The 23,127-nt window shown below is 62.7% G+C and carries 17 protein-coding genes, 1 tRNA gene and 3 pseudogenes; 11 read left to right on the forward strand and 10 right to left on the reverse strand.

The features are described from left to right. Positions 1-48 precede the first annotated feature (48 nt). The 6 genes from mqo to dapA all read right to left on the reverse strand — a co-directional run bounded on the left by mqo (position 49) and on the right by dapA (position 5,803). Positions 49-1,686, reverse strand: coding sequence for a malate dehydrogenase (quinone) (gene mqo / locus OSW16_RS20545; protein ID WP_267818069.1), 1,638 nt, complete (start codon positions 1,684-1,686; stop codon positions 49-51). Positions 1,687-2,106: 420 nt separating this feature from the next. Further along, positions 2,107-2,196: transfer RNA gene (locus OSW16_RS20550), tRNA-Ser, on the reverse strand. A gap of 92 nt (positions 2,197-2,288) precedes the next feature. Beyond that, complete coding sequence (purC, locus tag OSW16_RS20555; RefSeq protein ID WP_012315794.1) at positions 2,289-2,999, reverse strand: phosphoribosylaminoimidazolesuccinocarboxamide synthase; 711 nt, start codon at positions 2,997-2,999, stop codon at positions 2,289-2,291. Positions 3,000-3,029: 30 nt separating this feature from the next. Beyond that, positions 3,030-3,788: an MBL fold metallo-hydrolase gene (locus OSW16_RS20560; protein ID WP_241805992.1), complete on the reverse strand. Its 759-nt coding sequence runs from the start codon at positions 3,786-3,788 to the stop codon at positions 3,030-3,032. Next, entirely contained in the window at positions 3,789-4,907 is a 1,119-nt protein-coding gene (bamC, locus tag OSW16_RS20565) for an outer membrane protein assembly factor BamC (protein WP_267818073.1), read from the reverse strand. A 17-nt stretch (positions 4,908-4,924) separates the two neighbouring features. After that, positions 4,925-5,803, reverse strand: a complete 879-nt coding sequence (dapA, locus tag OSW16_RS20570) for a 4-hydroxy-tetrahydrodipicolinate synthase (RefSeq protein WP_241805990.1) — start codon at positions 5,801-5,803, stop codon at positions 4,925-4,927. A gap of 260 nt (positions 5,804-6,063) precedes the next feature. Between dapA and OSW16_RS20575 the strand changes: the two genes are divergently transcribed. Further along, positions 6,064-6,624 (forward strand): glycine cleavage system protein R, encoded by a 561-nt coding sequence (locus tag OSW16_RS20575; RefSeq protein ID WP_008097509.1) that lies wholly within the window; start codon positions 6,064-6,066, stop codon positions 6,622-6,624. A gap of 11 nt (positions 6,625-6,635) precedes the next feature. After that, positions 6,636-7,109, forward strand: coding sequence for a peroxiredoxin (locus OSW16_RS20580; protein ID WP_241805989.1), 474 nt, complete (start codon positions 6,636-6,638; stop codon positions 7,107-7,109). 101 nt (positions 7,110-7,210) lie between these two features. Here OSW16_RS20580 and OSW16_RS20585 read toward each other — a convergent pair whose 3' ends face one another. Continuing rightward, positions 7,211-8,281, reverse strand: coding sequence for an AI-2E family transporter (locus tag OSW16_RS20585; RefSeq protein ID WP_241805988.1), 1,071 nt, complete (start codon positions 8,279-8,281; stop codon positions 7,211-7,213). 18 nt (positions 8,282-8,299) lie between these two features. Continuing rightward, the gene (locus OSW16_RS20590) at positions 8,300-8,539 is read right to left on the reverse strand and encodes a sulfurtransferase TusA family protein (protein ID WP_241805987.1); all 240 of its coding nucleotides are present in this window, start codon (positions 8,537-8,539) and stop codon (positions 8,300-8,302) included. Positions 8,540-8,659: 120 nt separating this feature from the next. On the opposite strand from OSW16_RS20590, the gene OSW16_RS20595 reads away from it, so the two are divergent. Further along, on the forward strand, positions 8,660-10,096 hold the full coding sequence (locus OSW16_RS20595) for a M48 family metalloprotease (protein WP_267818077.1): 1,437 nt from the start codon (positions 8,660-8,662) through the stop codon (positions 10,094-10,096). Between the two features lie 154 nt (positions 10,097-10,250). Here the strand turns inward: OSW16_RS20595 and nadA are convergent, their stop codons facing one another. Both nadA and OSW16_RS20605 read right to left on the reverse strand, forming a co-directional pair. Beyond that, a complete protein-coding gene (gene nadA / locus OSW16_RS20600) occupies positions 10,251-11,309 on the reverse strand; it encodes a quinolinate synthase NadA (protein WP_267818079.1) in 1,059 nt (352 codons plus the stop codon). Between the two features lie 339 nt (positions 11,310-11,648). Next, positions 11,649-13,157: a YdgA family protein gene (locus OSW16_RS20605; protein ID WP_267818081.1), complete on the reverse strand. Its 1,509-nt coding sequence runs from the start codon at positions 13,155-13,157 to the stop codon at positions 11,649-11,651. Positions 13,158-13,704: 547 nt separating this feature from the next. Between OSW16_RS20605 and OSW16_RS20610 the strand changes: the two genes are divergently transcribed. The 8 genes and pseudogenes from OSW16_RS20610 to OSW16_RS20640 all read left to right on the forward strand — a co-directional run bounded on the left by OSW16_RS20610 (position 13,705) and on the right by OSW16_RS20640 (position 23,062). Beyond that, on the forward strand, positions 13,705-15,057 hold the full coding sequence (locus OSW16_RS20610; RefSeq protein WP_267818083.1) for an APC family permease: 1,353 nt from the start codon (positions 13,705-13,707) through the stop codon (positions 15,055-15,057). A 285-nt stretch (positions 15,058-15,342) separates the two neighbouring features. Further along, positions 15,343-16,284, forward strand: a pseudogene (locus tag OSW16_RS27180) (chemotaxis protein); the annotation flags it as partial. Positions 16,285-16,674: 390 nt separating this feature from the next. Beyond that, positions 16,675-17,190, forward strand: a pseudogene (locus tag OSW16_RS27185) (methyl-accepting chemotaxis protein); the annotation flags it as partial. Between the two features lie 253 nt (positions 17,191-17,443). Further along, positions 17,444-17,728, forward strand: a pseudogene (locus OSW16_RS20620) (chemotaxis protein); the annotation flags it as partial. A 76-nt stretch (positions 17,729-17,804) separates the two neighbouring features. After that, positions 17,805-18,764 (forward strand): cation diffusion facilitator family transporter, encoded by a 960-nt coding sequence (locus OSW16_RS20625; protein ID WP_267818087.1) that lies wholly within the window; start codon positions 17,805-17,807, stop codon positions 18,762-18,764. Between the two features lie 206 nt (positions 18,765-18,970). Then, the gene (locus tag OSW16_RS20630) at positions 18,971-20,311 is read left to right on the forward strand and encodes a cytochrome C (RefSeq protein WP_267818089.1); all 1,341 of its coding nucleotides are present in this window, start codon (positions 18,971-18,973) and stop codon (positions 20,309-20,311) included. A gap of 4 nt (positions 20,312-20,315) precedes the next feature. Further along, complete coding sequence (locus OSW16_RS20635; RefSeq protein WP_241805979.1) at positions 20,316-20,807, forward strand: sorbitol dehydrogenase; 492 nt, start codon at positions 20,316-20,318, stop codon at positions 20,805-20,807. Then, on the forward strand, positions 20,804-23,062 hold the full coding sequence (locus OSW16_RS20640; protein ID WP_267818092.1) for a GMC oxidoreductase: 2,259 nt from the start codon (positions 20,804-20,806) through the stop codon (positions 23,060-23,062). Before OSW16_RS20635 ends, OSW16_RS20640 begins: the two co-directional genes overlap by 4 nt. Positions 23,063-23,127 lie beyond the last annotated feature (65 nt).

Below are 23,127 nucleotides of genomic sequence, written 5' to 3' on the forward strand. Positions count from 1 at the left end.
AAAAAACCACGAGGTCTCCCCGTGGCTTTTCGTTCACAACACTAACGCTTACAGCGCCATGTCGTTCTCTGGCTTGCTTTCAACCGGCTGGCTCGCGCCTGTGCTGGTTTCGACGCTCTGGTCGATGACCGGCGGCTTCTGCAGTTGCAGGACTTCAGCGGTGTAGTTCCACTCTTTCTGCGTGGCCGCTGCCGAATCGTTGAGCTTGGTGCCGTAGCTCGGCACGATCTCTTTGATCTTGGCTTGCCATTGCGGGGTGGCGACTTTGTCTTTGAACACGGTTTCCAGCACGTGCAGCATGATCGGCGCGGCGGTCGAGGCACCTGGCGATGCGCCCAGCAAGCCGGCGATGGTGCGGTCTTGCGAGGCCACCACTTCGGTACCCAGCTTGAGCACGCCGCCCTTGTCGGCGTCACGCTTGATGATCTGCACGCGCTGACCGGCCTGCCACAGCTTCCAGTCTTCCTTCTTGGCGTTCGGGAAGTAGGTGCGCAGCGCTTCGAAGCGGTCGTCGTCCGACAGCATCAGCTGGCCAGCGAGGTACTCGACCAGCGGGTACTGATCGATGCCGACCTTGGTCATCGGCCACACGTTGTGCATCGTGGTGCTGCTGAGCAGGTCCAGGTACGAACCGTTCTTCAGGAACTTGGTCGAGAAGGTGGCGAATGGCCCGAACAGGATCACACGCTTGCCGTCCAGCACACGGGTGTCCAGGTGCGGTACCGACATGGGTGGCGCGCCCGTCGAGGCGATGCCATAGGCCTTGGCCATGTGCTGCATGGCGATGGTCGGGTTCTCGGTCACCAGGAACGAACCGCCGACCGGGAAGCCTGCGTATTCCTTGGCTTCAGGAATGCCCGATTTCTGCAGCAGCTTCAGCGCGCCGCCGCCGGCACCGATGAACAGGAACTTGGCGTCGGTGGCCGACTCGGTTCCGTCCTTCAGGTTCTTGTACTCGACGTGCCAGGAGCCGTCTTCGTTGCGGGTGATGTCCTGGACTTCGCTGGACAGCTTCAAGGTGAAGTTGTCCTGGGTCTTCAGGTGGCCGACGAACTGGCGGGTGATCTCGCCGAAGTTGACGTCGGTGCCCAATGGCGTCCAGGTCACGGCCAGCTTCTGGTTCGGGTCGCGGCCTTCCATCATCAGCGGGACCCACTTGGCGATCTGCGCGTGGTCCTCCGAATACTCCATCGAGCGGAACAGCGGGCTCGCCTGCAGCGCGTCATAACGCTTCTTGAGGAACTTGATGTTGTCATCGCCCCACACGAAGCTCATGTGCGGAGTGGTGTTGATGAACGAATGCGGGTTCTTCAGCACGCCCTGACGGACCTGCCACGACCAGAACTGGCGGGAGATCTGGAAGGCTTCGTTGATTTCGATGGCCTTGGAGATGTTGACGTTGCCGTCTTTGTCTTCCGGGGTGTAGTTCAGCTCAGCCAGCGCGGAGTGGCCGGTGCCGGCGTTGTTCCAGCCGTTGGAGCTTTCTTCGGCGACGCCATCCAGGCGCTCGACCATTTCCATCGACCAGCTTGGCTCCAGCTCGTGCAGCCACACGGCCAGGGTGGAGCTCATGATGCCGCCGCCGACCAGCAGCACATCGACTTTTTTGGTTTCTGCGGCGTGCGCTTGCATGAAGCTCGCAGCGACAGCCAAACCCAGCAAGGTTTTGCCAGCTTTCTTGAACATTGATCAATTCCAGTCTGTAGAACGGAGGACGGGCCTGTGGCTGGCCCAGGTGCTTCGTGTTCTTGTGCGCAGGCTTTTTGTGATCATTGTTCAGCGGCTTAAAGAACCAGAAAACGACCCAGGCTTTTGTCGTATTGACCGACAGGGCTGAATCGTTTCGCTGATTGTATCTGAAATGCCAGCACAAACAAATTGCGAGCGCGTAAGCAAGGCGGCAGGTTGTCCCAGCGGCAGGTTGTCACGCCAAGCTTGCTGCGGCTGAGGCGGTTTTTCGATCGGGCCGCAGCCTGGCGCTCTGTTCCGGTCCGCCGGGCCCCGCCGCTAGCGGCACATGGCAAGGTCGTGCGATGGGGATTAGTCAGGCATAACGAAAAAGCCCCTGAAAACGCATCGTTTTCAGGGGCTTTTCTACTACATGTATGGCGGAGAGATAGGGATTTGAACCCTAGGTACTGTTGCCAGTACAACGGATTTCGAATCCGTCCCGTTCGACCACTCCGGCATCTCTCCAATGCCGCGCATCATACCAGCGAATTCTGAAAACGCAAACCTTTATTTTCAAAAAAATCGCGTGGTATCAGGCGCTTGCGTGAATGCGCCGCTTACAGCGGCACGCCCAGGCGCTTGGCAACTTCTTCGTAGGCTTCGATCACATCGCCCAGGCCCTGGCGGAAGCGGTCCTTGTCCATCTTCTTGCGGGTTTCTTTGTCCCACAGGCGGCAGCCGTCCGGGCTGAACTCGTCGCCCAGGACGATCTGGCCGTGGAATACACCGAACTCCAGCTTGAAGTCGACCAGCAGCAGGCCGGCGTCATCGAACAGTTTGTTCAGTACTTCGTTGACCTTCAGCGAAAGCTTCTTCATCTCTGCCAACTGCTCGGCAGTGCCCCAGCCGAACGCCACAACGTGGGATTCGTTGATGAACGGGTCGCCCTTCTCGTCGTTCTTCAGGAACAGTTCGAAGGTGGACGGCTCGAGCTTGATGCCCTCCTCCACGCCCAGACGCTTGACCAGGCTGCCGGCGGCATAGTTACGCACCACACACTCGACCGGGATCATGTCCAGCTTCTTGACCAGGCACTCGTTGTCGCCCAGCAGCTTGTCGAACTGGGTCGGCACGCCGGCTTCTTCGAGCTTCTGCATGATGAAGGCATTGAACTTGTTGTTCACCATGCCTTTACGGTCCAGTTGTTCGATGCGCTTGCCGTCGAACGCCGAGGTGTCGTTACGGAACAGCAGGATCAAGCGGTCGGCGTCGTCGGTCTTGTAAACCGATTTGGCCTTGCCGCGGTAGAGTTCTTCGCGTTTTTCCATGATTGGGCTCCGCTTGCTTGAGTGGGTGGGCTAGGCGATTTCGCGCCAGTCGAGCCCGTGTTCCTGATTCGCCACCTGGAGCCAGTCCGGGTCGCACCCAAGGGTGTCGACGAAGCACTGGCGGGCCAGATGTGGCAGGTTGTTCTTGCTGCTGAGGTGGGCCAGCACCAGGTGCTGCAGGTTGCTCCACCCCAACTCGTCCACCAGGCGCGCGGCCTGGTGGTTGTTCAAATGTCCTTGCATGCCGCCGACCCGCTGCTTGAGGAAGTACGGGTAGTGCCCGCGCGCCAGCATGTCGCGGCAATGATTGGCCTCGATCAGCAGTGCATCCAGGCCCTGATAGCGCTCAAGCAACAACGCGTCGTACGACCCCAGGTCGGTGAGCATGCCAAAGCGACGGCGACCGTCACTGATGACGTACTGCAGCGGCTCATAGGCATCATGCTCGACCCGCGCCGCACTCACCTGCAGGCTGCCGATATGCAGGCTGTCGCCACAAGCAAGAAAACCGGCCGCCTCCACCGGCTTGCGCATGCCGCGCAATGTGCCCTGGCTGAGGTAGACCGGTACATTGTAGCGCCGTGACAGCAACCCCACCCCATGCACATGGTCGGCATGTTCGTGGGTGACCAGCACGGCGCTCAGTTGAGACGCCTGCACCCCGAGCAGCGCCAGGCGCCGCTCGGTTTCACGCAGTGAAAACCCGCAATCGACCAGGATGAACGTGTCACCACTGGCGATCAGCGTGCCATTTCCCTGGCTGCCGCTTCCCAGTACCGCGAAGCGCACTTAACCCAGGTGGTCCTGAATGGCGCTCAGCACGCGGCGAGCGACATCGGGCGGGGCCACGGTGTTGATGTTCTTCTCGACGGTAACCTGCACGCTTTCGCCAACCTTGCTCAGGCGCACCTGGTAACGCTCGGCGCGGGCTTCAAGCTCTTCCTTGGTTGGCTCGCTGCCAAACATCCGGCTGAAGAAGCCAGGCTGGTTCTGCTTGTCGTCGGGCTTCTCGGACAGGTTGATGTAGTACAGGCCCAGGCTGCGGTTGATGTCTTCCACACGCCATTGACCGCCCTGCTCCAGGGCACGCCCCACACCGGACCAGGCGCGGTCCAGGTCGGCGCCGAGGAACAGCACCGGGTTGCCGCTACCGTCTTCACTCAGGCTGACGCGGCTCGGCGCATCGAAGTCGCGCGCAGCCAGCAAGGACACCGAACCGCCCTTCTCGGCGCTGCGGTTCATGCTGGCGAGCATTTCGTCGACCAGCAGCGCATCGGCGGCCGTGTTGCTGGACGTGGACGGGAACTCAGGCTCGGCAGTGCTGCCCGCCGGGCGCTCGATACTGACGACATACACCTCGGAGGTGTTGCGTTGTACGCCAGGCTCCATGCGCACACGCACGCGCACCTCGCTGTCGCCACTGCTGGTGGTGCTCGCCAGACGCTGGCCGAGCGATGCCGACAGTTCGTCGAAACGCTGCCAGGTGGTTGTGAATTCGCCGGTCTGCGGGCGCTCTTCGGCAATGCGGAAGCCATTGTCTTCGAAGAACTGATGCGCTACCGGCCAGACTTCGGCCGGGGAACGCTGGGCCAGCACCCAACGGCTGCTGCCGCTGCGCTGCAGGCTGAAATCGGTGACGTCGGCGCCAGCCGACAGCGGTTGCGGACGCGGCACTTCGAACTCGCCCTTGGCGGTATCGTCGGCGACGTTGCGCGGGATCGGCAGCAGCGGGTCAAGGCGCTTGACGTTGCTGACGTCCTGGGGGAGCTGCATCGGTGCAGTCGGGTGCGCCTGCAGGTAATCGCTGCCGCGGTCGCGGAAATAGCCATCCTCGCCCCACAGCCAGCCACACCCACTGGTGCTGGAAATGATCAGGGCGAGCGCGGAAAGACCAGCCAGTCGCTTCATGCGGTGTACTTCCTCGATTAAACCAGTACGCCGGACTGGCGCAAGGCAGTACGGACTTTTTCGTGACAACCTTCGCTCAGCCAGGTCAGTGGCAGGCGAATGCCTTTTTGCATCAGGCCCATTTCGACGAGCGCGTATTTCACCGGAATCGGGTTGGCTTCGCAGAACAGGTCTTTGTGCAGCGGCATGAGTTTTTCGTTGATCGCGCGGGCCTTCTCGGCATCGCCCGCAAGGGCAGCCTCGCACAGGTCGGCCATTTCGCGCGGGGCGACGTTGGCAGTGACCGAAATATTGCCTTTGCCACCCAGCAGGATCAGCTCGACGGCAGTCGGGTCGTCGCCGGACATGACGATGAAGTCCTTGCTGACGCCATCGAGGATGGCCTTGGCACGGGCCAGGTCGCCCGTGGCTTCCTTGATGCCGATGATGTTGGGCACGGTCGACAGACGGATCACGGTCTCGGCCTGCATGTCGCAGGAGGTGCGGCCGGGTACGTTGTAGAGGATCTGCGGAATGTCGACGGCTTCGGCGATGTGCTTGAAGTGCAGGTACAGGCCTTCCTGGGTCGGCTTGTTGTAGTACGGCACCACCAGCAGGCAGGCGTCGGCGCCGGCATCCTTGGCGTTCTGGGTCAGGTGCACGGCTTCGGACGTGGAGTTTGCACCGGTGCCGGCGATGACCGGAATGCGGCCAGCGACCCGCTTGACCACGAATTCGATGACCTCGATGTGTTCTTCGACGCTCAGGGTGGCCGACTCGCCGGTGGTGCCGACGGCGACGATCGCGTGAGTGCCGTTTTCCAGGTGGAAGTCTACAAGTTTGCCGAGGCTGCCCCAATCAAGACGCCCTTGTGCATCCATGGGTGTGACCAATGCCACCATACTGCCCGCAATCATGTAAACGCTCCTGCCGGAAAAAGAGAGCGGTAATGGTACTGGGGGCATCGGCCTTGCACAAGCGAAGCAGGCGGGTGGAGCATTCCCCTCGGCGCCTTATTTCGCTACCCTTGACCCTTTGATCGGTGCAGCGCGGCCCGCCGGGCCGTCGACCTTGCTCCCCGGCCAGCGTCCACGTCCTCGCATGCGAGCCCCGGGCCCTGCCGACAGGAGGCTTTCGTCCGTCCTGTGCCGACCGCTCATCGCTTTAGGAATGCTGCATGTCCACCCCCACCGTCCGCGAACAATTCCTTGTCATCAGTGCCCTGGGCCCCAACCCCATGGAGCTGGCCAACGTCCTCAGCCGCGCTGCCTTCGAGAACCGCTGCGCGGTCGTCACCTCGCGCCTGAGCCGCCATGGCGAGACCAGCGCCCTGGTATTGCAGGTCGGTGGCAGCTGGGACGCCCTGGCACGCCTTGAGTCCACCCTCCCCGGCCTGGGCAAGAAACACGGCCTGACCCTCGACGTGGTGCGCAGCGCCGACCAGGAAGTGCGCCCGCAGGCCCTGCCGTATGTGGCCTATGTCAGTGCGGCCTACCGCCCGGACATCATCAACGAGCTGTGCCAGTTCTTCCTCGACCACCGTGTCGAGCTCGAAGCCATGACCTGCGACACCTACCTGGCACCGCAGACCGGCAGCAGCATGCTCAACGCCCAGTTCACCGTGATCCTGCCGGCCGGCACCCAGATCAGCTGGCTGCGCGACCAGTTCCTCGACTTTGCCGACGCCCTCAACCTGGACGCGCTGATCGAGCCTTGGCGCCCACAGAACCCCGTTTAAGGAATGCATCCATGGCAGTAGCACTCGACCAACCCGTCGCCGACTTCCAGGCCCAGGCCACCGGCGGCCAGTCCGTCAGCCTGGCCGAGCTCAAGGGCCGTCAGGTAGTCGTGTATTTCTACCCAAAGGACAGCACCCCAGGCTGCACCACCGAAGGCCAGGGCTTTCGCGACCAGCACGCAGCGTTCGAAGCGGCCAACACCGTGGTGTTCGGTGTGTCGCGCGACGGCATCAAGTCGCATGAGAACTTCAAGGCCAAGCAGGGCTTCCCGTTCGAGCTGATCAGCGACAAGGACGAGGCCCTGTGCCAGCTGTTCGACGTGATCAAGCTGAAGAAGCTGTATGGCAAGGAATACATGGGCGTGGACCGCAGCACCTTCCTGATCGACAAGGATGGCGTGCTGCGCCAGGAGTGGCGTGGCGTGAAGGTACCAGGCCATGTGGATGCCGTCCTGGCAGCGGCCCAGGCGCTGAACCAGCGCTGAGCTGCAAGCTGCAAGCTGCAAGCTGCAAGCAAAAGCGGATCGCATGGACACCGCTATCTGCTTTTACTTGCAGCTTGCAGCTCGAAGCTTGCCGCTTAACCTCACAGCATGGGCGCCACGGCAGGTTCGTGCCGCGGCCAGGCATCGAGCACGGCCTTGATCAGCGTCGCCAGCGGGATGGCGAAGAAGATCCCCCAGAAGCCCCATAGCCCGCCAAACAGCAATACCGCGCAGATGATCGCCACCGGGTGCAGGCTCACTGCCTCTGAGAACAACAGCGGTACCAGCACGTTGCCATCGAGCGCCTGGATGATGGCGTACACCGTCATCAGATAGATGAACTGATCCCCCCAACCCCACTGGAACAATGCGATCAGCGTCACCGGCACGGTCACCACCACCGCCCCTACATAAGGCACCACCACCGATAGGCCTACCAGCAACGCCAGCAACGCCGCGTAGTTGAGGCCCAGGCTGATGAACGCGATGTAGGTGGCAATACCGCAGATCAGAATCTCGATGCCCTTACCGCGGATGTAGTTGGCGATCTGCCGGTTCATCTCATTGCCAACCCGGTTCAGCAAGGTCCGCTGGCGCGGCAGGTAGCCACTGACCCAACGGCCGATCTGCTCCCGGTCCTTGAGAAAGAAGAACACCAGAATCGGCACCAGCACCAGATAGATCATGGCACTGACCAGCAGCGGCAGGCTCGACAGCGAAAAAGACAGTGCCCATTGGCCGAACTTGCCGATCTCGCCACGCACCGATTCGATGGCATGCAGCACCTGCTCGTCAGACACCAGGTGCGGGTAGCGCTCAGGCAGGAGCAGAAGCAGCGACTGCCACTTGCCGAGCATGCCCGGTAACTCGTTGAACAACGTGATCAACTGATGCCACAGCAACGGCACCAGCACCAGCAGGAACACCGCCAGCGCGCTCATGAACAGAGCGAACACCACCATTACCGCCAGCCGCGTCGGCACCCGAAGGCGCTCCAGGGCATTGACCAGGCCCTGCATCAGAAAAGCCAGCACCATGCCCGCCAGCACCGGCGCAAGCATGCCGCCCAGGGTCAGAACCGCGGTAAAGGCCAGAAACAGCAGGACCGCCAGCACCACAGCCTCCTCATCGGAGAAGTAGCGCTCTATCCAGTCGCGAAGCACTTTGAACATTGACGATCCTTGGTTGGGTCAGGCCTTGCGCAGCCAGTAGGTATAGGTGCCGGCCTCGGCCACTTCATGCAGCAGCGTATGACCGGCCAGCTGGGCAAAAGTGCGGAAGTCGCGCTGGGAGCCTGCGTCGGTCGCAATGACCTTCAGCACCGCGCCACTGGCCAGTCGGTTGAGCTCCATCTTCGCCTTGAGCAGAGGCAGGGGGCAGTTCAGCCCGCTGGCGTCGAGTTCGGCGTCGCAGGTCAGGGTGCTGGTCATCAGGGGGTCTCCAAACGTGGAACAGACGTCTTTGGTAACAGGCTGGCTAGCATACCGCCACTGGTCGCCAACGTGTGAGCCGGCTACAGTAGGGGCTTTGACCCGACGCGAGCTTCGTGCATGAATCTACTGCGCCCTACCCTGTTGACGCTGGCCTGCCTGATGGCCGTTCCCGGCCATGCTAGCGACCTGCCTTCACTGGGCGACGCCAGTTCCGCGATCGTCTCGCCGCAGCAGGAGCACCAGCTCGGGCGTGCCTGGCTCAGCCTGCTGCGTGGCCAGGTCAACCAGCTGAACGACCCCCAGCTCAAGGACTACGTCGAAACCACCGTGTACCGCCTGGCCGAAACCAGCCAGCTGCAGGACCGGCGCCTGGAATTCATCCTCATCGACAGCCGCGAGCTGAACGCCTTCGCCGCCCCGGGTGGTATCGTCGGGGTCAACGGCGGCCTGTTCCTCAACGCCCAGACCGAGGGCGAATACGCCTCGGTACTGGCTCACGAACTGGCGCACTTGTCGCAGCGCCACTTCGCCCGTGGCGTGGAGGCCCAACAACGCATGCAGCTGCCGATGATGGCGGCGCTGCTGGCCGGTATCGTCCTGGCGGCTGGGGGCGCCGGTGATGCCGGCATCGGCATGATTGCCGGCACTCAGGCAGCGGCGATCCAGGAGCAGCGGCGCTTTTCGCGGCAGAATGAGCAGGAAGCCGACCGGGTCGGTATCCAGAACCTGGAAAAGGCCGGTTACGACCCGCGCAACATGCCAACCATGTTCGAGCGCCTGGCGCGCCAGTACCGCTACGACGCCAAACCACCGGAATTCCTCCTGACTCACCCAGTCACCGAATCGCGTATCGCCGACACCCGCAACCGTGCCGAACAGGCCCCCAAGGGCGGCGTCGAGGACAGCCAGCGTTATCAGCTGATCCGCGCCCGCGTGGCCCTCATCTATGAAGGCACACCGGGCCTGGCCGCCAAACGCTTCCGCGCGCAGCTGGATGAAGATCCGAAGCTGGACGCTGCCCGCTATGGCCTGGCCCTGGCGCAGATCAAAGGCGGCCAGCTCAACGAAGCGCGTGAGAACCTGAAGCCACTGCTGGCCAAGGCGCCCAATGACATCACCTACAACCTGGCGCAGATCGACCTGGACATCACCAACAACCGCCTGGCCGATGCGCAGCAGCGGGCGGAGCGCATGCAAGGCCTGTATCCGGGCAACTATCCGCTCAAGCAGGTGCGTGCCGACCTGCTGATCAAGCAGAACAAGCCCGCCGAGGCCGAAAAGGTGCTGAACGACCTGCTCAAGAACCGCCCGGATGACCCGGATGTCTGGTACGAAATGGCCGAAGTGCGTGGCTTGGCGGGCAATACCATCGGCTTGCACCGGGCGCGGGCTGAGTACTTTACCCTGGTGGGGGACTTTGACCAGGCGATCCAGCAGCTGGATTACGCCAAGCGTCGTGCCGGCAGCAACTTCCCACTGGCATCACAGATCGACCAGCGCCAGCGCGAGATCATGGAGCAGCAACGCATGGTGCAGGAGATGATGGGGCGGTAAGGGGCTGCTTTCGCAGCCCAATCGCCGGCAAGCCGGCTCCCACAGGGATCGCGCCAGCTTTTAGAAGTTGAGCAAGACAGTGGCTCCCCCAAGGGTCGGATTGGTGTCCAACTTCTTGGGGGCAGTCCATAGCAAGGGCGCCGGCGATTGAAGCTCAGGCGTTACCCGACAGCTTCAGCCGAGCCGCCTGGGTAAAGTCCAGCATGCGGTTCAAGGGTTTGATCGCTTTCGGCACCAGCGCCGGGTCGACGAAGATTTCATTAGTCCCCTTGCGCAAGCACTCCAGCACCCGCTCCAGGGTATTCATGGCCATCCACGGGCAGTGCGCGCAGCTGCGGCAGGCCGCGCCGTTACCGGCGGTGGGGGCTTCGACGAATTCCTTGTCCGGGCACAGCTGCTGCATCTTGTAGAAGATGCCGCGGTCGGTGGCGACGATGAAGGTTTTGTTGGGCAGTGTCTGCGCCGCCTTGATCAGCTGGCTGGTGGAACCTACCGCATCGGCCAGCTCGATCACCGCCTCTGGCGACTCCGGGTGCACCAGGATCGCCGCATCGGGGTACAGCGCTTTCATGTCTGCCAGCTGGCGCGACTTGAACTCTTCGTGGACGATGCAGGCACCGTCCCACAGCAGCATGTCGGCACCGGTCTGCTTCTGGATGTAACGGCCCAGGTGCTGGTCCGGGCCCCAGATGATGGTCTCGCCGTTGTCCATCAGGCTTTCGACGATTTCCAGCGCGCAGCTCGAGGTCACGACCCAGTCGGCCCGCGCTTTGACGGCGGCAGAGGTGTTGGCATACACCACCACGGTGCGCTCGGGGTGCTGGTCGCAGAAGGCCGAGAACTCTTCGACAGGGCAACCCAGGTCGAGCGAGCAAGTGGCTTCCAGGGTCGGCATCAGCACGCGCTTTTCCGGGGTGAGGATCTTCGCGGTCTCGCCCATGAAGCGCACACCGGCGACGACCACCGTCTGGGCGGGGTGGTTCTTGCCGAAACGGGCCATTTCCAGCGAGTCGGACACGCAACCGCCAGTCTCTTCGGCGAGCGCCTGGATAACCGGGTCACAGTAGTAATGGGCAACCAGCACGGCATTTTGCGCCTTGAGCTCGGCAGCAATGGCCGCACGGTATTCGGCCTCCTGCTCGGCTGTCAGCGGATTGGGCTGCTTGGCGTCGAGGTGGGCCTGAACCAACAGGCGTTCGGATATCTGGGTCATGATCGCTGGACCTGCAGGCGCGCATGCGCGTCAAATCGAGTGTATCACCCGGCCCTGACAGATCGGCTAAGGGCGCCGGACGGCAGGCAAGCCGCCACGGCCCTCTGCGGGCGCGGATTATTATCGGACGCCGAAGGCTACAGACAATCTGGGGATTTCTAAAGCGGTTTTTGTGTGGCCTGCACGGGCCTCATCGCCGGCAAGCCGGCTCCCACCGGCTAGTGCACGCCCCGGGCATGCGCACACCAGTGGGGCCCGCTGAGCGACTACAGGCTCAAGGCCCGTGCGCACCAGTACAAGCCGGCTTGCCGGCGATGAGGCCGGTACAGGCTCAATCGATCAGCCCTGCGGCTGCATCGCCGCAAAGTGCGCCGCGAGGATCATGGCGAATTCTTCAACGGTCATCTTCTTGCCATTGAAGTCGACCATGCCATCGACGTAATGCAGGCTAGCCACCACGTCATTGCCCTGCACGGTGGCCATGCCGCTCTGCAGCGCCATCAGGCCGACCATCTCACCCGCCTGGCTGGATTGCATGGCAATCGCCTGGGCATCGGTCTGCCCTTGCAGCAACGCCTGCAAGGTCGCCAGGTCACCTATCATCGGTTTGGACAGCGACAGCTTGCTCTTCACCTGAGTGATCAACTGCTTGCTCAACTGGTCAGGCGGCAGGTCGAAAGAGGTGGGGCTGGCGAAATCCATCGCCAGGTTGAACCGGCTCTCACCGTTGGCTGTCTTGAACGAGAGATTCTCCACCGCCACCTGCGGCTTGGATGCCAACAGCTGCTTCAAGTCGCCCTGAAAAGCCGCCTTCTCCTGTTCATCCATCTGGATCTGCGGGATAGGCTGCCCTGCAGCGGCAGCCTGCTCGAACTCCGGCAGGTGGGCCTGATACCACTGCGACAGCGACTGGAAGGCCGGAGCGTTGAGCGACTTGATGCTGACCGCCATCTGCCCGCTGCCGACTGCTCGGCCATCCCAATTGATGTCCGCGACCTTGTAATCCACACGACCACCGACGGTGTCGGGGCCATCGAGGTTCTGCACGGCGTGCTGCTCCAGGCCTTTGAGCAGCAGGACCTGCTGCTTGGGCCCCAGCGTCACCTTGGCTTCGGCCAGCAACACATCGACGTTACCGACATAGATCGCATCATGCTGGGTGGCGGCCAGTTCACCGCCGATTTTCAGCCCCTTGAGCTCGAACGTGGCCGGTGGGTGATCCTCCCCAACCATCTTCATTTCGAAACGATCGGCAGCGCCATGGAATTTCGAGGCTTTACCTTCACTGTCGCCACTGACCTGCAACTGCATACCTGAAAAATCGAGGCTAGTGCCGTTGTCTTCGGCCAGCTTGACCGGCGCCAGGAGGATGCTGCCATCGACACTGCCGTCAAAGCCCAGGCTGGTTCGCGAGCTGACCGGGGCCTTGTCGCCGGCGGCGGCGAACCAAGGCGCGGTGAAGTCGTCCTTGTCCAGCGAACTGTTGCTGGCTGCCAGCACCGGTATCAGTTTGAAGGCTTTAACCCGCGACCAAGGGAAAGGGCCGTGCTCGATATGGTCGGTGACACCCACCTCGAAACTGACCGGCTCACCGTCAGACAGGCGAATGTCGCGGACCTTGAGGCGGTAGTGCGCGGTACTGGTGAAAAGGTGCTGCTCAAGCGAGGCCACTTCGATGGTCATGCTGCCGCCAACCCCGACAAGGGCCTTCTTCAGCTGAGCATTACTCTGGTTGACGGTGCGCTCCAGCTGCGCAGGCAGCTGCTTGCCGGTGTACCAGGCGCCGGCTGTGGTGACGACGGCAATGGCGATGGCCAGGCCGGAAAGGATGCCTACTGATTTCTTCATGAATAGAACCGATTGATGTCCATATGGGCGTGTTCACAGCCAGGAGCTGCGCGGGAGCAGAATAGTATCACTCCTACTCCTGGCCCGAGGGTCCCACGCGGACGCAATGGGCAATCGCGACCTGCCTGACGCACGCTTGGGAATCTTCCTATTCGTTAAATTTTACGAACATCCGCATCGATCATAACCGCAAAAAAGCGCGCAAAAACCGAACATTTAGGCCAATAAATCGATAATTATTTCAATCTAGCAACATCTTGTCATGTTTAACTTGACACCAACCTACCCATCGTTTTTTATTTTCACCACCTTGCCCAGCGCCACTCCACGAAGAAGAACAGACGCGCCGTCATGATGCCTCACCGCCCCTGCCCGCACGCTCCACCTTCCTAGACCAGGCACTGCCAGCTCGACCCCGGCGCATCGCCTGCGTCTACCTCTGCTCCAACAATAAAGGTGAACAACATGGAGCCCACCCGCTCGCCATTGCCGCATGCGCACTACAACTCGCCCGCCGTTCACGCCCAGCCGAAGGAGCCATGCCAGTATGCAGCCTGACCACAGCGCCGCCGGCAACGGCCAACTGCGTAAAACCTTGCGCCTCTGGCACGTGATCATCATCGGCCTGGCTTACCTGACACCGATGACCGTGTTCGACACTTTCGGCATCGTCTCAGGGATTACCGCAGGGCACGTGCCCAGTGCCTACATCCTGGCGCTGGCCGGCATCCTGTTCACCGCCGTGAGCTATGGCACCCTGGTGCGCCGCTTCCCGCAATCGGGGTCGGCCTACACCTACACACAGCGCGCCATCAACCCGCATGTGGGCTTTCTGGTCGGCTGGTCGTCGCTGCTCGACTACCTGCTGCTGCCGATGGTCAATGCCTTGCTGGCCAAGCTCTACCTGTCGGCCATGTTCCCCGAAGTGCCGGAGTGGATCTGGGTAGCGGGCTTCGTCACCCTGATCAGCCTGATCAACATGCGCAGCGTCAACCTGGTGGCACACTTCAACCTGCTGTTCGTGGCCGTGCAGGTCGCGATCATCGCCGTATTCATCTACCTGTGCGTGCGTGGCCTGGACCAGGGTGAAGGCCTGGGGACCGCGTGGAGCCTGCTGCCGTTCGCCGACAGCCAGACCCAGTTCAGCGCCCTGGCGGCCGGTGCGACCATCCTGTGCTTCTCGTTCCTGGGCTTCGACGCCGTGACATGCCTGTCCGAGGAAACCCGCGACCCGGCCAAGACCATCCCACGGGCGATCTTCCTGACTGCACTGATCGGCGGCCTGGTGTTCATCACCGTGTCGTACTTCATCCAGGCCTACTTCCCGACCATGGCACGCTTCCATGACCAGGAAGCTGCGCTGCCAGAAATCGCCCTCTACGTGGGTGGCAAGCTGTTCCAGTCGATCTTCATCGCCTGCACGGTGATCAACACCATCGCCTCGGGCCTGGCTTCGCAGACCAGCGTCTCGCGCCTGTTGTACGTGATGGGGCGTGACAAGGTGATCCCGGCCGGCATCTTCGCTCGCCTGCACCCGCGCTACAAAACACCGGTGCTGAACATAGCCGTGGTCGGCCTGATATCGCTGTCGGCGATCTTCTTCGACCTGGTTACCGCCACCTCGATCATCAACTTCGGGGCGCTGGTGGCGTTCAGCTTCGTCAACCTATCGGTGATCAACCACTGCTATCTGCGTGAAGGCAATCGCCGGGGGCTGGCGAACAAGCTCAGGTACCTGGTACTGCCGACCATCGGTTTCTGCATCATCGTGTCGCTGTGGCTGGACCTCAACGAACACTCGTTGATGTTCGGCGGGGTATGGGCGCTTCTTGGCCTGGTGTATCTGGCCTGGCTGACCAAGGCCTTCACTGCCGCCCCGCCGAACTACGTTGCCGAATGACACTTGCCATCTCCACCGCCCGCGCCTGAACGCGGGCGTTGTCCTTGCTCGAAAAGGAACGTTCTCATGCCGCTGCGTCGCCTTTCCATCCAGTGGAAGATCACCTTGCTTGCCGGCCTGTGCCTGCTGGCCATCGTCGCACTGCTGGTGGCCACCTCGCTGACCCAGGCGCAGCGCAGTGCAGCCCTGGTCAGCCAAGCCAACAGTGAAATGCTCGACCACAGCGCACGCCTGCGCCTGCAGGCCCAAGGCGAGACCCAGACCCTGCGCATTCAGCGCTACTTCATGGACGCCTACCAGTACGCCAACGGCTTTGCCCGCCTGGTGCAGGTGCTCAAAGCCCACGGCGCTAGCGACCTGCGCGCCGAATTGACGCGCCAGGCGCGCACCGCGCTGGCTGGCAACCCGGACGTGATCGGGCTTTATGTGGTGTTCCAGCCCAACGGGCTGGACCACCAGGACAGCCAGTTCGTCGCCCAAGACGCGGTGGGCAGCAACGACAGCGGGCGATTTTCGCTGTACTGGTCGCAACCGAGCCCCGGCACCCTTGAGCAGGAGGCGATGCCTGAAGCGATGCTGGCCGACAGCACGATCGGCGCCAACGGCGTAGCACAGAACCGCTGGCTGACCTGCCCGCAGGATACGGCCAAAGCCTGTGTCGTCGAGCCCTACCTCGATGAGGTCAATGGCCGCCAGGTATTGATGACGAGTATCGCCCTGCCCCTGCTGGAAGGCGGCAAGGTAGTGGGCGTGGTGGGCCTGGACATCGGCCTGGACAACCTGCAGCAGCTGAGCCTGGCGGGCCGCCAAGAGTTGTTCGATGGCCAGGGCCAGGTGAGCATCGTCAGCGATACCGGCTTGCTGGCTGGCCACAGCCGCGACGCCGGCAAGCTGGGCAAACCGCTGGACAACGACGTGGCGCAGGGAGTACTTCGCGTCGGTCGCCCGTTCGCGCCAATCCCGGGCGCCGCCCCCTGGCAGGTGCTGCTGGAACTGCCCGAAGCCGTGTTGCAAGCCCCTGCCGTCGCTCTCAACCACAGGCTGAGCGAACACAACCAAAGCGCCAATCTGACCAGCCTGTTGATCGGCCTGGGTGCCGCGATCGTCGGCTTGTTGCTGGTCTGGCTGACGGCACGCGGTGTGACCCGGCCGATTCTGGCCGTAGCGGCACGCCTGGAGGATATCGCCAGCGGTGAGGGCGACCTGACTCGGCGCCTGGACTACGCGCGCCAGGACGAACTGGGCCTGTTGAGCGGCTGGTTCAACCGTTTCCTCGACAAACTGCAACCTGTGATTGCCCAAGTCAAAGGCTCGCTGCTCGAAGCCCGCGGCACCGCCGACCAGTCTGCGGCCATCGCCAGCCAGACCAGCAGTGGCATGCAGCAGCAGCAACGCGAGATCGAGCAAGTGGCAACCGCCGCCAACGAGATGAGCGCAACGGCCCAGGATGTCGCCCACAATGCAGCGCAAGCAGCCCAGGCCGCACGTGGCGCCGACCAGGCGAGCCGCGAAGGCTTGGAACTGATCGCCAGCACCCGCCAGACGATTGACAACCTGGCAAGCGGGATGGATGCCGCCATGGGCGAGGCGCGCGCACTGGAGCAGCGCAGCGAGCAGATCGGTTCGGTACTGGAGGTGATCCGCGCCATTGCAGAGCAGACCAACCTATTGGCCCTCAACGCCGCCATCGAAGCGGCCCGCGCTGGCGAGGCCGGGCGGGGTTTTGCCGTGGTGGCCGACGAGGTGCGTAGCCTGGCGCAGCGCACCCAGGTATCGGTAGAGGAAATCCGCCAGGTCATCGAGGGCCTGCAGCAAGGCACTCAGGATGTGGTCGGCGCCATGCACGATGGCCAGAAACAGGCGCAGGCCAGCGCCTTGCAAATGGAACAGGCACTGCCGACGCTGCAGCGCATAGGTGAAGCCGTGGCGGTGATCAGCGACATGAACCTGCAGATCGCTTCAGCCGCCGAAGAACAAAGCGCGGTGGCCGAGGAAGTGAACCGTAACGTGGCCGGCATCCGCGACGTGACTGAATCGCTCTCGGGCCAGGCTGACGAATCGGCGCGCATCAGCCAAGCGCTGAACCGCCTGGCCAATCAGCAGCAGGCGTTGATGGAGCAGTTTCGCGTCTAGTCTGTACGGGCTCCATCACCGGCTCGCCGGCAATGGAGCCCGCCCAGGCAACCCACCTTTTGAATGAGTTTCACCCATGGAAACACCCAACAGATCCGCCTTCTTCGACATCACCAGCGAACAGGGCCTGCTACGCACCTCGATCGCCGTCACCCTGTTCATCGCCACAATCGGCATCGCTTTCGGCCTGGCTTCCGGTTCGTTCTCGATCATTTTCGACGGTGTCTACTCGCTGGCCGACGCTGGCATGAGCGGCCTGAAACAGGCGCAGGCCAGCGCCTTGCAAATGGAACAGGCACTGCCGACGCTGCAGCGCATAGGTGAAGCCGTGGCGGTGATCAGCGACATGAACCTGCAGATCGCTTCAGCCGCCGAAGAACAAAGCGCGGTGGCCGAGGAAGTGAACCGTAACGTGGCCGGCATCCGCGACGTGACTGAATCGCTCTCGGGCCAGGCTGACGAATCGGCGCGCATCAGCCAAGCGCTGAACCGCCTGGCCAATCAGCAGCAGGCGTTGATGGAGCAGTTTCGCGTCTAGTCTGTACGGGCTCCATCACCGGCTCGCCGGCAATGGAGCCCGCCCAGGCAACCCACCTTTTGAATGAGTTTCACCCATGGAAACACCCAACAGATCCGCCTTCTTCGACATCACCAGCGAACAGGGCCTGCTACGCACCTCGATCGCCGTCACCCTGTTCATCGCCACAATCGGCATCGCTTTCGGCCTGGCTTCCGGTTCGTTCTCGATCATTTTCGACGGTGTCTACTCGCTGGCCGACGCTGGCATGAGCGGCCTGTCGCTGGTGGTGGTGAAGCTGATCACTTCCCATGCCACCAGCCGGCACGTGTCACGCAAGCTGCGCGAACGCTTCACCATGGGTTTCTGGCACCTGGAACCGATGGTGCTGGCGCTCAATGGCGTCCTGCTCAGCGGTGTGGCGCTGTACGCCCTGATCAATGCCGTCAGCAGCCTGCTCGAAGGCGGCCGCCACCTGGAGTTCGGCATCGCCATGGTTTATGCGGCGCTGACCGTGATCGCCTGCGCGACCATCGCTGCGGTCGAAGCCCGGGCCAACCGCCAGTTGGACTCGGATTTCGTGCGTATGGACGTCAAGGGTTGGGTAATGTCGGCCAGCATCACCGCAGCGTTGCTCGTCGCCTTCTGCTTCGGCTTTGCCGTGCAGGGCACGCAGTGGGCGTGGGTATCGCCGTACATCGACCCGGCGGTGCTCGCGCTGGTGTGCCTGGTCATCATTCCCTTGCCGTTGTCGGTGGTGCGCCAGGCCATGGCGGACATCTTCCTGGTCACGCCTGGCGACCTGATGCTGCACGTGGATGAGGTGGCCCGTGCGTTTGTCGCACGCCACGGCCTGGAATCCTATCGGGCGTATGTGGCCAAGGTTGGCCGCTCTCGGGAGATCGAACTGTATTTCATCGTGCCCAAGCACCTTCCAGCCAAAAGCATCGAAGCGTGGGATGCGCTGCGCTGTGAAGTCGGCGATGCGCTGGGTGGTGAGGGGCCGGACCGCTGGTTGACGGTCGTATTTACCGCAGACCCTGAGTGGGCTGAATAAGGCGGGCCAACAGCACGGGGGTGCCGCTTGGCGCTGATCTGCAGGTGCCCTGCTTGGTGATACCCCTACCGCTAGTCGGATATTTCTGAGCGTTCTGAAGCAACGGCTAGCCTCCAGCCTAGCGTCAGGGATAACGCTGAACATTCGGTCCATGAAGGGCCAGTACGCCTCGTCGTCCCGACGCTTTATCTGCTGAGGAGACGATAATGAAAATAACCCTGAAACGGTTGGCGTGCCTGGGAGCGAGCTTCACCAGTGCGCTGGCCATGGCCGATGCGGCCAGCCCGCCGGTGCTTTCACCTGCAATTCCCTTCGACGTCAACGCTACATCCCCCTTCACCCTGGACAACCTGCAACACGCTTTCGATGTGCTGTCGTGGCAGACATTCGTTGCCCTGAACTGGCCCGCCGGCGCCGACGGCAGCGCCAACACCTCGGCGAAGATCGGCGCGCCGGGGCAAACGGTGTGGGAGTCGTGGAAGGAGAGCTACGAGATATTCCTGCCCCAAGGCCAGAAGCCGGTCGCCTGGAACCAGAAGGCACCACTGCCCGCCGCCTGCCAAGGCAAGGGTGACCTGCCCGTGCTGCAACAGATGGGAAAGGTCGCCGGTGTGCTCGACGAATTCATCCAGCCATTCAAGACCGGCCCACTGGTGGACCAGAACGGCACCTACACGCGCAACGCGATCATGGTCAACCAGCCGATGTTCGACGACATCGTCAACAATGGCCTGTACAGCAAGGAGGGCCAGCAAGCGTTCCTGAGCAAGCCCGATAACCGCATCGCCTTTGCCTGCGGCTCGCAAGAGGCCCAACAGGTCGGCGCGATCATGGTCAAGTCGTCCTGGAAGGTACTCGGCGGCAACGACAACGCCCAGGACTTCCACGCCGTCGACGCCTTGGTCTACACGCCCGGCAACGCCGACCCGAACAAGGGCGCGGTGATACCCGAGTCGTGCAGCGCGCAGAAGGTCGGGCTGGTCGGCCTGCACATCGTGCACAAGACCAAAAGCGCGCCGCAGTGGATATGGTCGAGCTTCGAACACGTGCGCAACGTGCCGGAAAAGACCACGCCGATGAACGAGCGCAAAGGCCCCTACCTGTTCTACGACGCCCAGGCCAGCGACCGCCCAGTGAACGAGCCACCAGCGCAGCCGTGGGACCCCTCGAAGAAAGCCACGCCTTCGCAGATTGTGCGCGAGATCCCGCTCACCGCTGCGACCCAGCAGCTCAACGCGCAGTGGCAAGGCGCGCTCAAGGGCACTGTGTGGGCCAACTACCAGTTGATCAGCACCCAGTGGCCGACCGATGCCGCCGAGGACTGCCAAGTACCGTCGCCAACCAATCCGCTGGGCACGCCTGCGCCGAACTTCCTGGCCAACGCCACGCTGGAAACCTACAACCAGGGCACTACGCCGCAAGCTTCATCCAGTTGCATGGAGTGCCACAACAACGCGACCACCCGCGTGACCCAGTCACCGCGCACCAGCTTCGCCGATTTCACCTTCCTGCTTGAACGTGCCCAATCCACTGGCGCCAAGGAGTGATGCCATGAGCGACACTAACCTGCAGAACTTCATCGACCTGTCCGCCATCCTCACCGGCCTGTCAGCAGAGCTGCTGGCGCCTTCGGTGGACCCGATCAACCTGCCGCCGGTGTTCTTCGCCACCGCCCAGCAAGGGATGGGGACCGCAGCGTTCAGCAACCTGCTGGAGCTGTACGTCAGTATCAAGGGCCAAACCCCGGCGCAAATCGCCAGCGCCGTACTCGGCAATGCGGACCCGCAGATCGCCCAAGGCGCCCGTTCGATCATGAAGCTGTGGCTGCTCGGCAGTTGGTACCAGCCATATGACCAAGGCAGCAAGCGCAAGGGTGACACCCGCGTGGTGTCTGACCAAGCCTACAAGCAAAGCTGGGCGTGGAAGATCGCCCAGTCTCACCCCATGGGCTATAGCCAGTACCACTTCGGCTACTGGGCCGAGCAGCCACCGACCCTCAAACAATTCACCGGTGTCGACGCCAAGGAAGGGCAGCAGCCATGAGCAACGTACACACCCAGAATATCGAAACCGCCGATGTGATCGTGGTGGGCGCCGGCATGGCCGGCAGCGTCATGGCCTACCAGTTGGGCCTGGCCGGCTTGAAAGTGCTGGTGCTCGAGTCGGGCCCGGCAATCCCGCCCAACCGCAGCGAGTATCTGGAGCGTTTCTACACTGCCGTGCTCAAGTCGCCGGAGTCGCCCTACCCGCCGGAGCAGACCGAGCAGACCCCGGCCACCCAGTTCGCCCCGCGCGCGACGATCCAGGACTTGATCACCGCCGGCAGCACCGACCCTGACAAGGTGCAGAAAAGCTACCTGGTTCAGAAGGGGCCGCAACTGTTCGCCAGCACCTACGAACGGGTAGGCGGCGGCACCATGTGGCACTGGATGGGCACCGCCCTGCGCCTGTTGCCCAACGACTTTCGCATGCGCACTGCGTACAACGTCGGGGTCGACTGGCCGATCAGCTACGACGACCTGCAGACCGCCTACTGCCGCGCCGAGGAGGAAATGGGCGTTTCCGCCGATGTCGCCTCGCAGGCCTACCTGGGCGTGACCTTCCCGCAGGGGTATGAATACAGCATGCACGGCATCCCGCCGTCGCTGGTCGACCAGGGCCTGGGCAAGAACGTCACGGGCGCGGTGTACCAGAGCCCGGAGAAAGCACCGGACGGCAAGCCGTACCCCGGTGTCACGCTCAACGTCCGGCAGACCCCGGCCGGGCGCAACTCACAGAGCGACAACGGCCGCCGGGTGTGTGCCGGTAACACCAGCTGCACGCCGATCTGCCCGATCCAGGCCAAGTACGACGCCACCGTAACCATGGCCAAGGCACTGGATACCGGCAATGTGCGCATCCTTTACCAGACCGTGGCGAGCCAGGTGCAGGTCGATGCCAATGGGGTCACGGGGATTGATTTCATCCAGTACCAGAACAATGGCACGCGTCAGAACGGCACGGCCCAGGGTAAGCGCTACGTGATCGCCGCCCACGCGATCGAAACGCCGAAGCTGTTACTCAACTCCATCGGCCCCAACAGCCCTAAAGGGGTCGCCAACAGCAGCGGCCAGGTTGGCCAGGCGTTGGCGGACCACCCGGTGTACCTGGCCTGGGGCCTGATGCCCGAAGGCGAGCCGCTGTTCCCGTTCCGCGGGCCGTTGTCCACCTCGGGGATCGAGGATATGCGCGATGGCCCGTTCCGCAGCCAGCGTGCCGCTTGGCGTATCGAGATCGGCAACGAAGGTTGGAACTGGTCGGTGAACGACCCCTACGCCTCGGTCTGCGATTTCATCGACGGCACCAACGACGGCGGCGCTAACCCCAACAACCTGGCGTTGTCTGGCGAGGCGCTGGTGCAGCAGCTCAACAGCGTGCTGACCCGCCAGTTCCGTCTGGGCTTCTTGATCGAGCAGGTGGAGGAAGACCCTGACCATGCGCTGTGCCGGGTGGAGCGCAGCACGGAGTTCACCGACGGCCTGGGCCTGCCCCGCCCGCAGATCACCTACGCGCTGTCCGACTACACCAAGGAGGGCTTCAAACAAGCGCGCCTGGCCGCCACCCATATCATCACCAAACTGATGGGTGCCACCGAGCTGACCAACCTGAACCCTGAACTCAAGCCCGGTTCGCAAACGGTGTTCAACTACGACGGCCAGAACTACGCGTTCTTCGGCGCTGGCCACCTGATGGGCACCTACCGCATGGGCGCGGACCGCACCAAATCGGTGGTGGACAAGGACCAGCGCAGCTGGGACCACCCCAACCTGTTTCTGGTCGGCGACGGCGTATTCCCCACCACCGGCACGGCCAACCCAACCTTGACCATCACCGCGCTGACGTTCCAGGCGGCCGACGTGGTGGCCAGCGACCTGCTCAAACGCACGCTGCAGGTGCAGGCCAACCAGGCATGGCAGGCCACGGGCATGCAGGTCAATGGGCAAAGCTGGCAGCTGGCGGTGTGTACGGGCGGGCAGTGGACGGCCAACCCGGCCACCGGCATGGTAGGCGCGAAGGGCAACCCGGCGTTGATCGCCAAGCCGGGCTACACCCTGCCGGGGCAGAACGAAGGGGCATTGATCGGGCGCATCGGCAGCAACGGCGTGCCGTTCCTGGTGGGTGATCAGGTGCAATTGCCGCGCGGCCAGCAGGGTGAATTGCAGCTGTGCATCAACGACGACCTGGCTGGGCGTTATGGGGCTGGCCTGAGCGATAACCTGGGCAGCCTGTCGGTGGAGGTGCGTTTCGGGGCGCTCTAGGCAATGTCGTACCAACCCCACACTGCTCGGGCAATGGCGCAGCAGTGTGGGGGTGGTCTCTCAGC

Source organism: Pseudomonas putida, from assembly GCF_026625125.1.
GTDB lineage: Bacteria > Pseudomonadota > Gammaproteobacteria > Pseudomonadales > Pseudomonadaceae > Aquipseudomonas > Aquipseudomonas putida_X.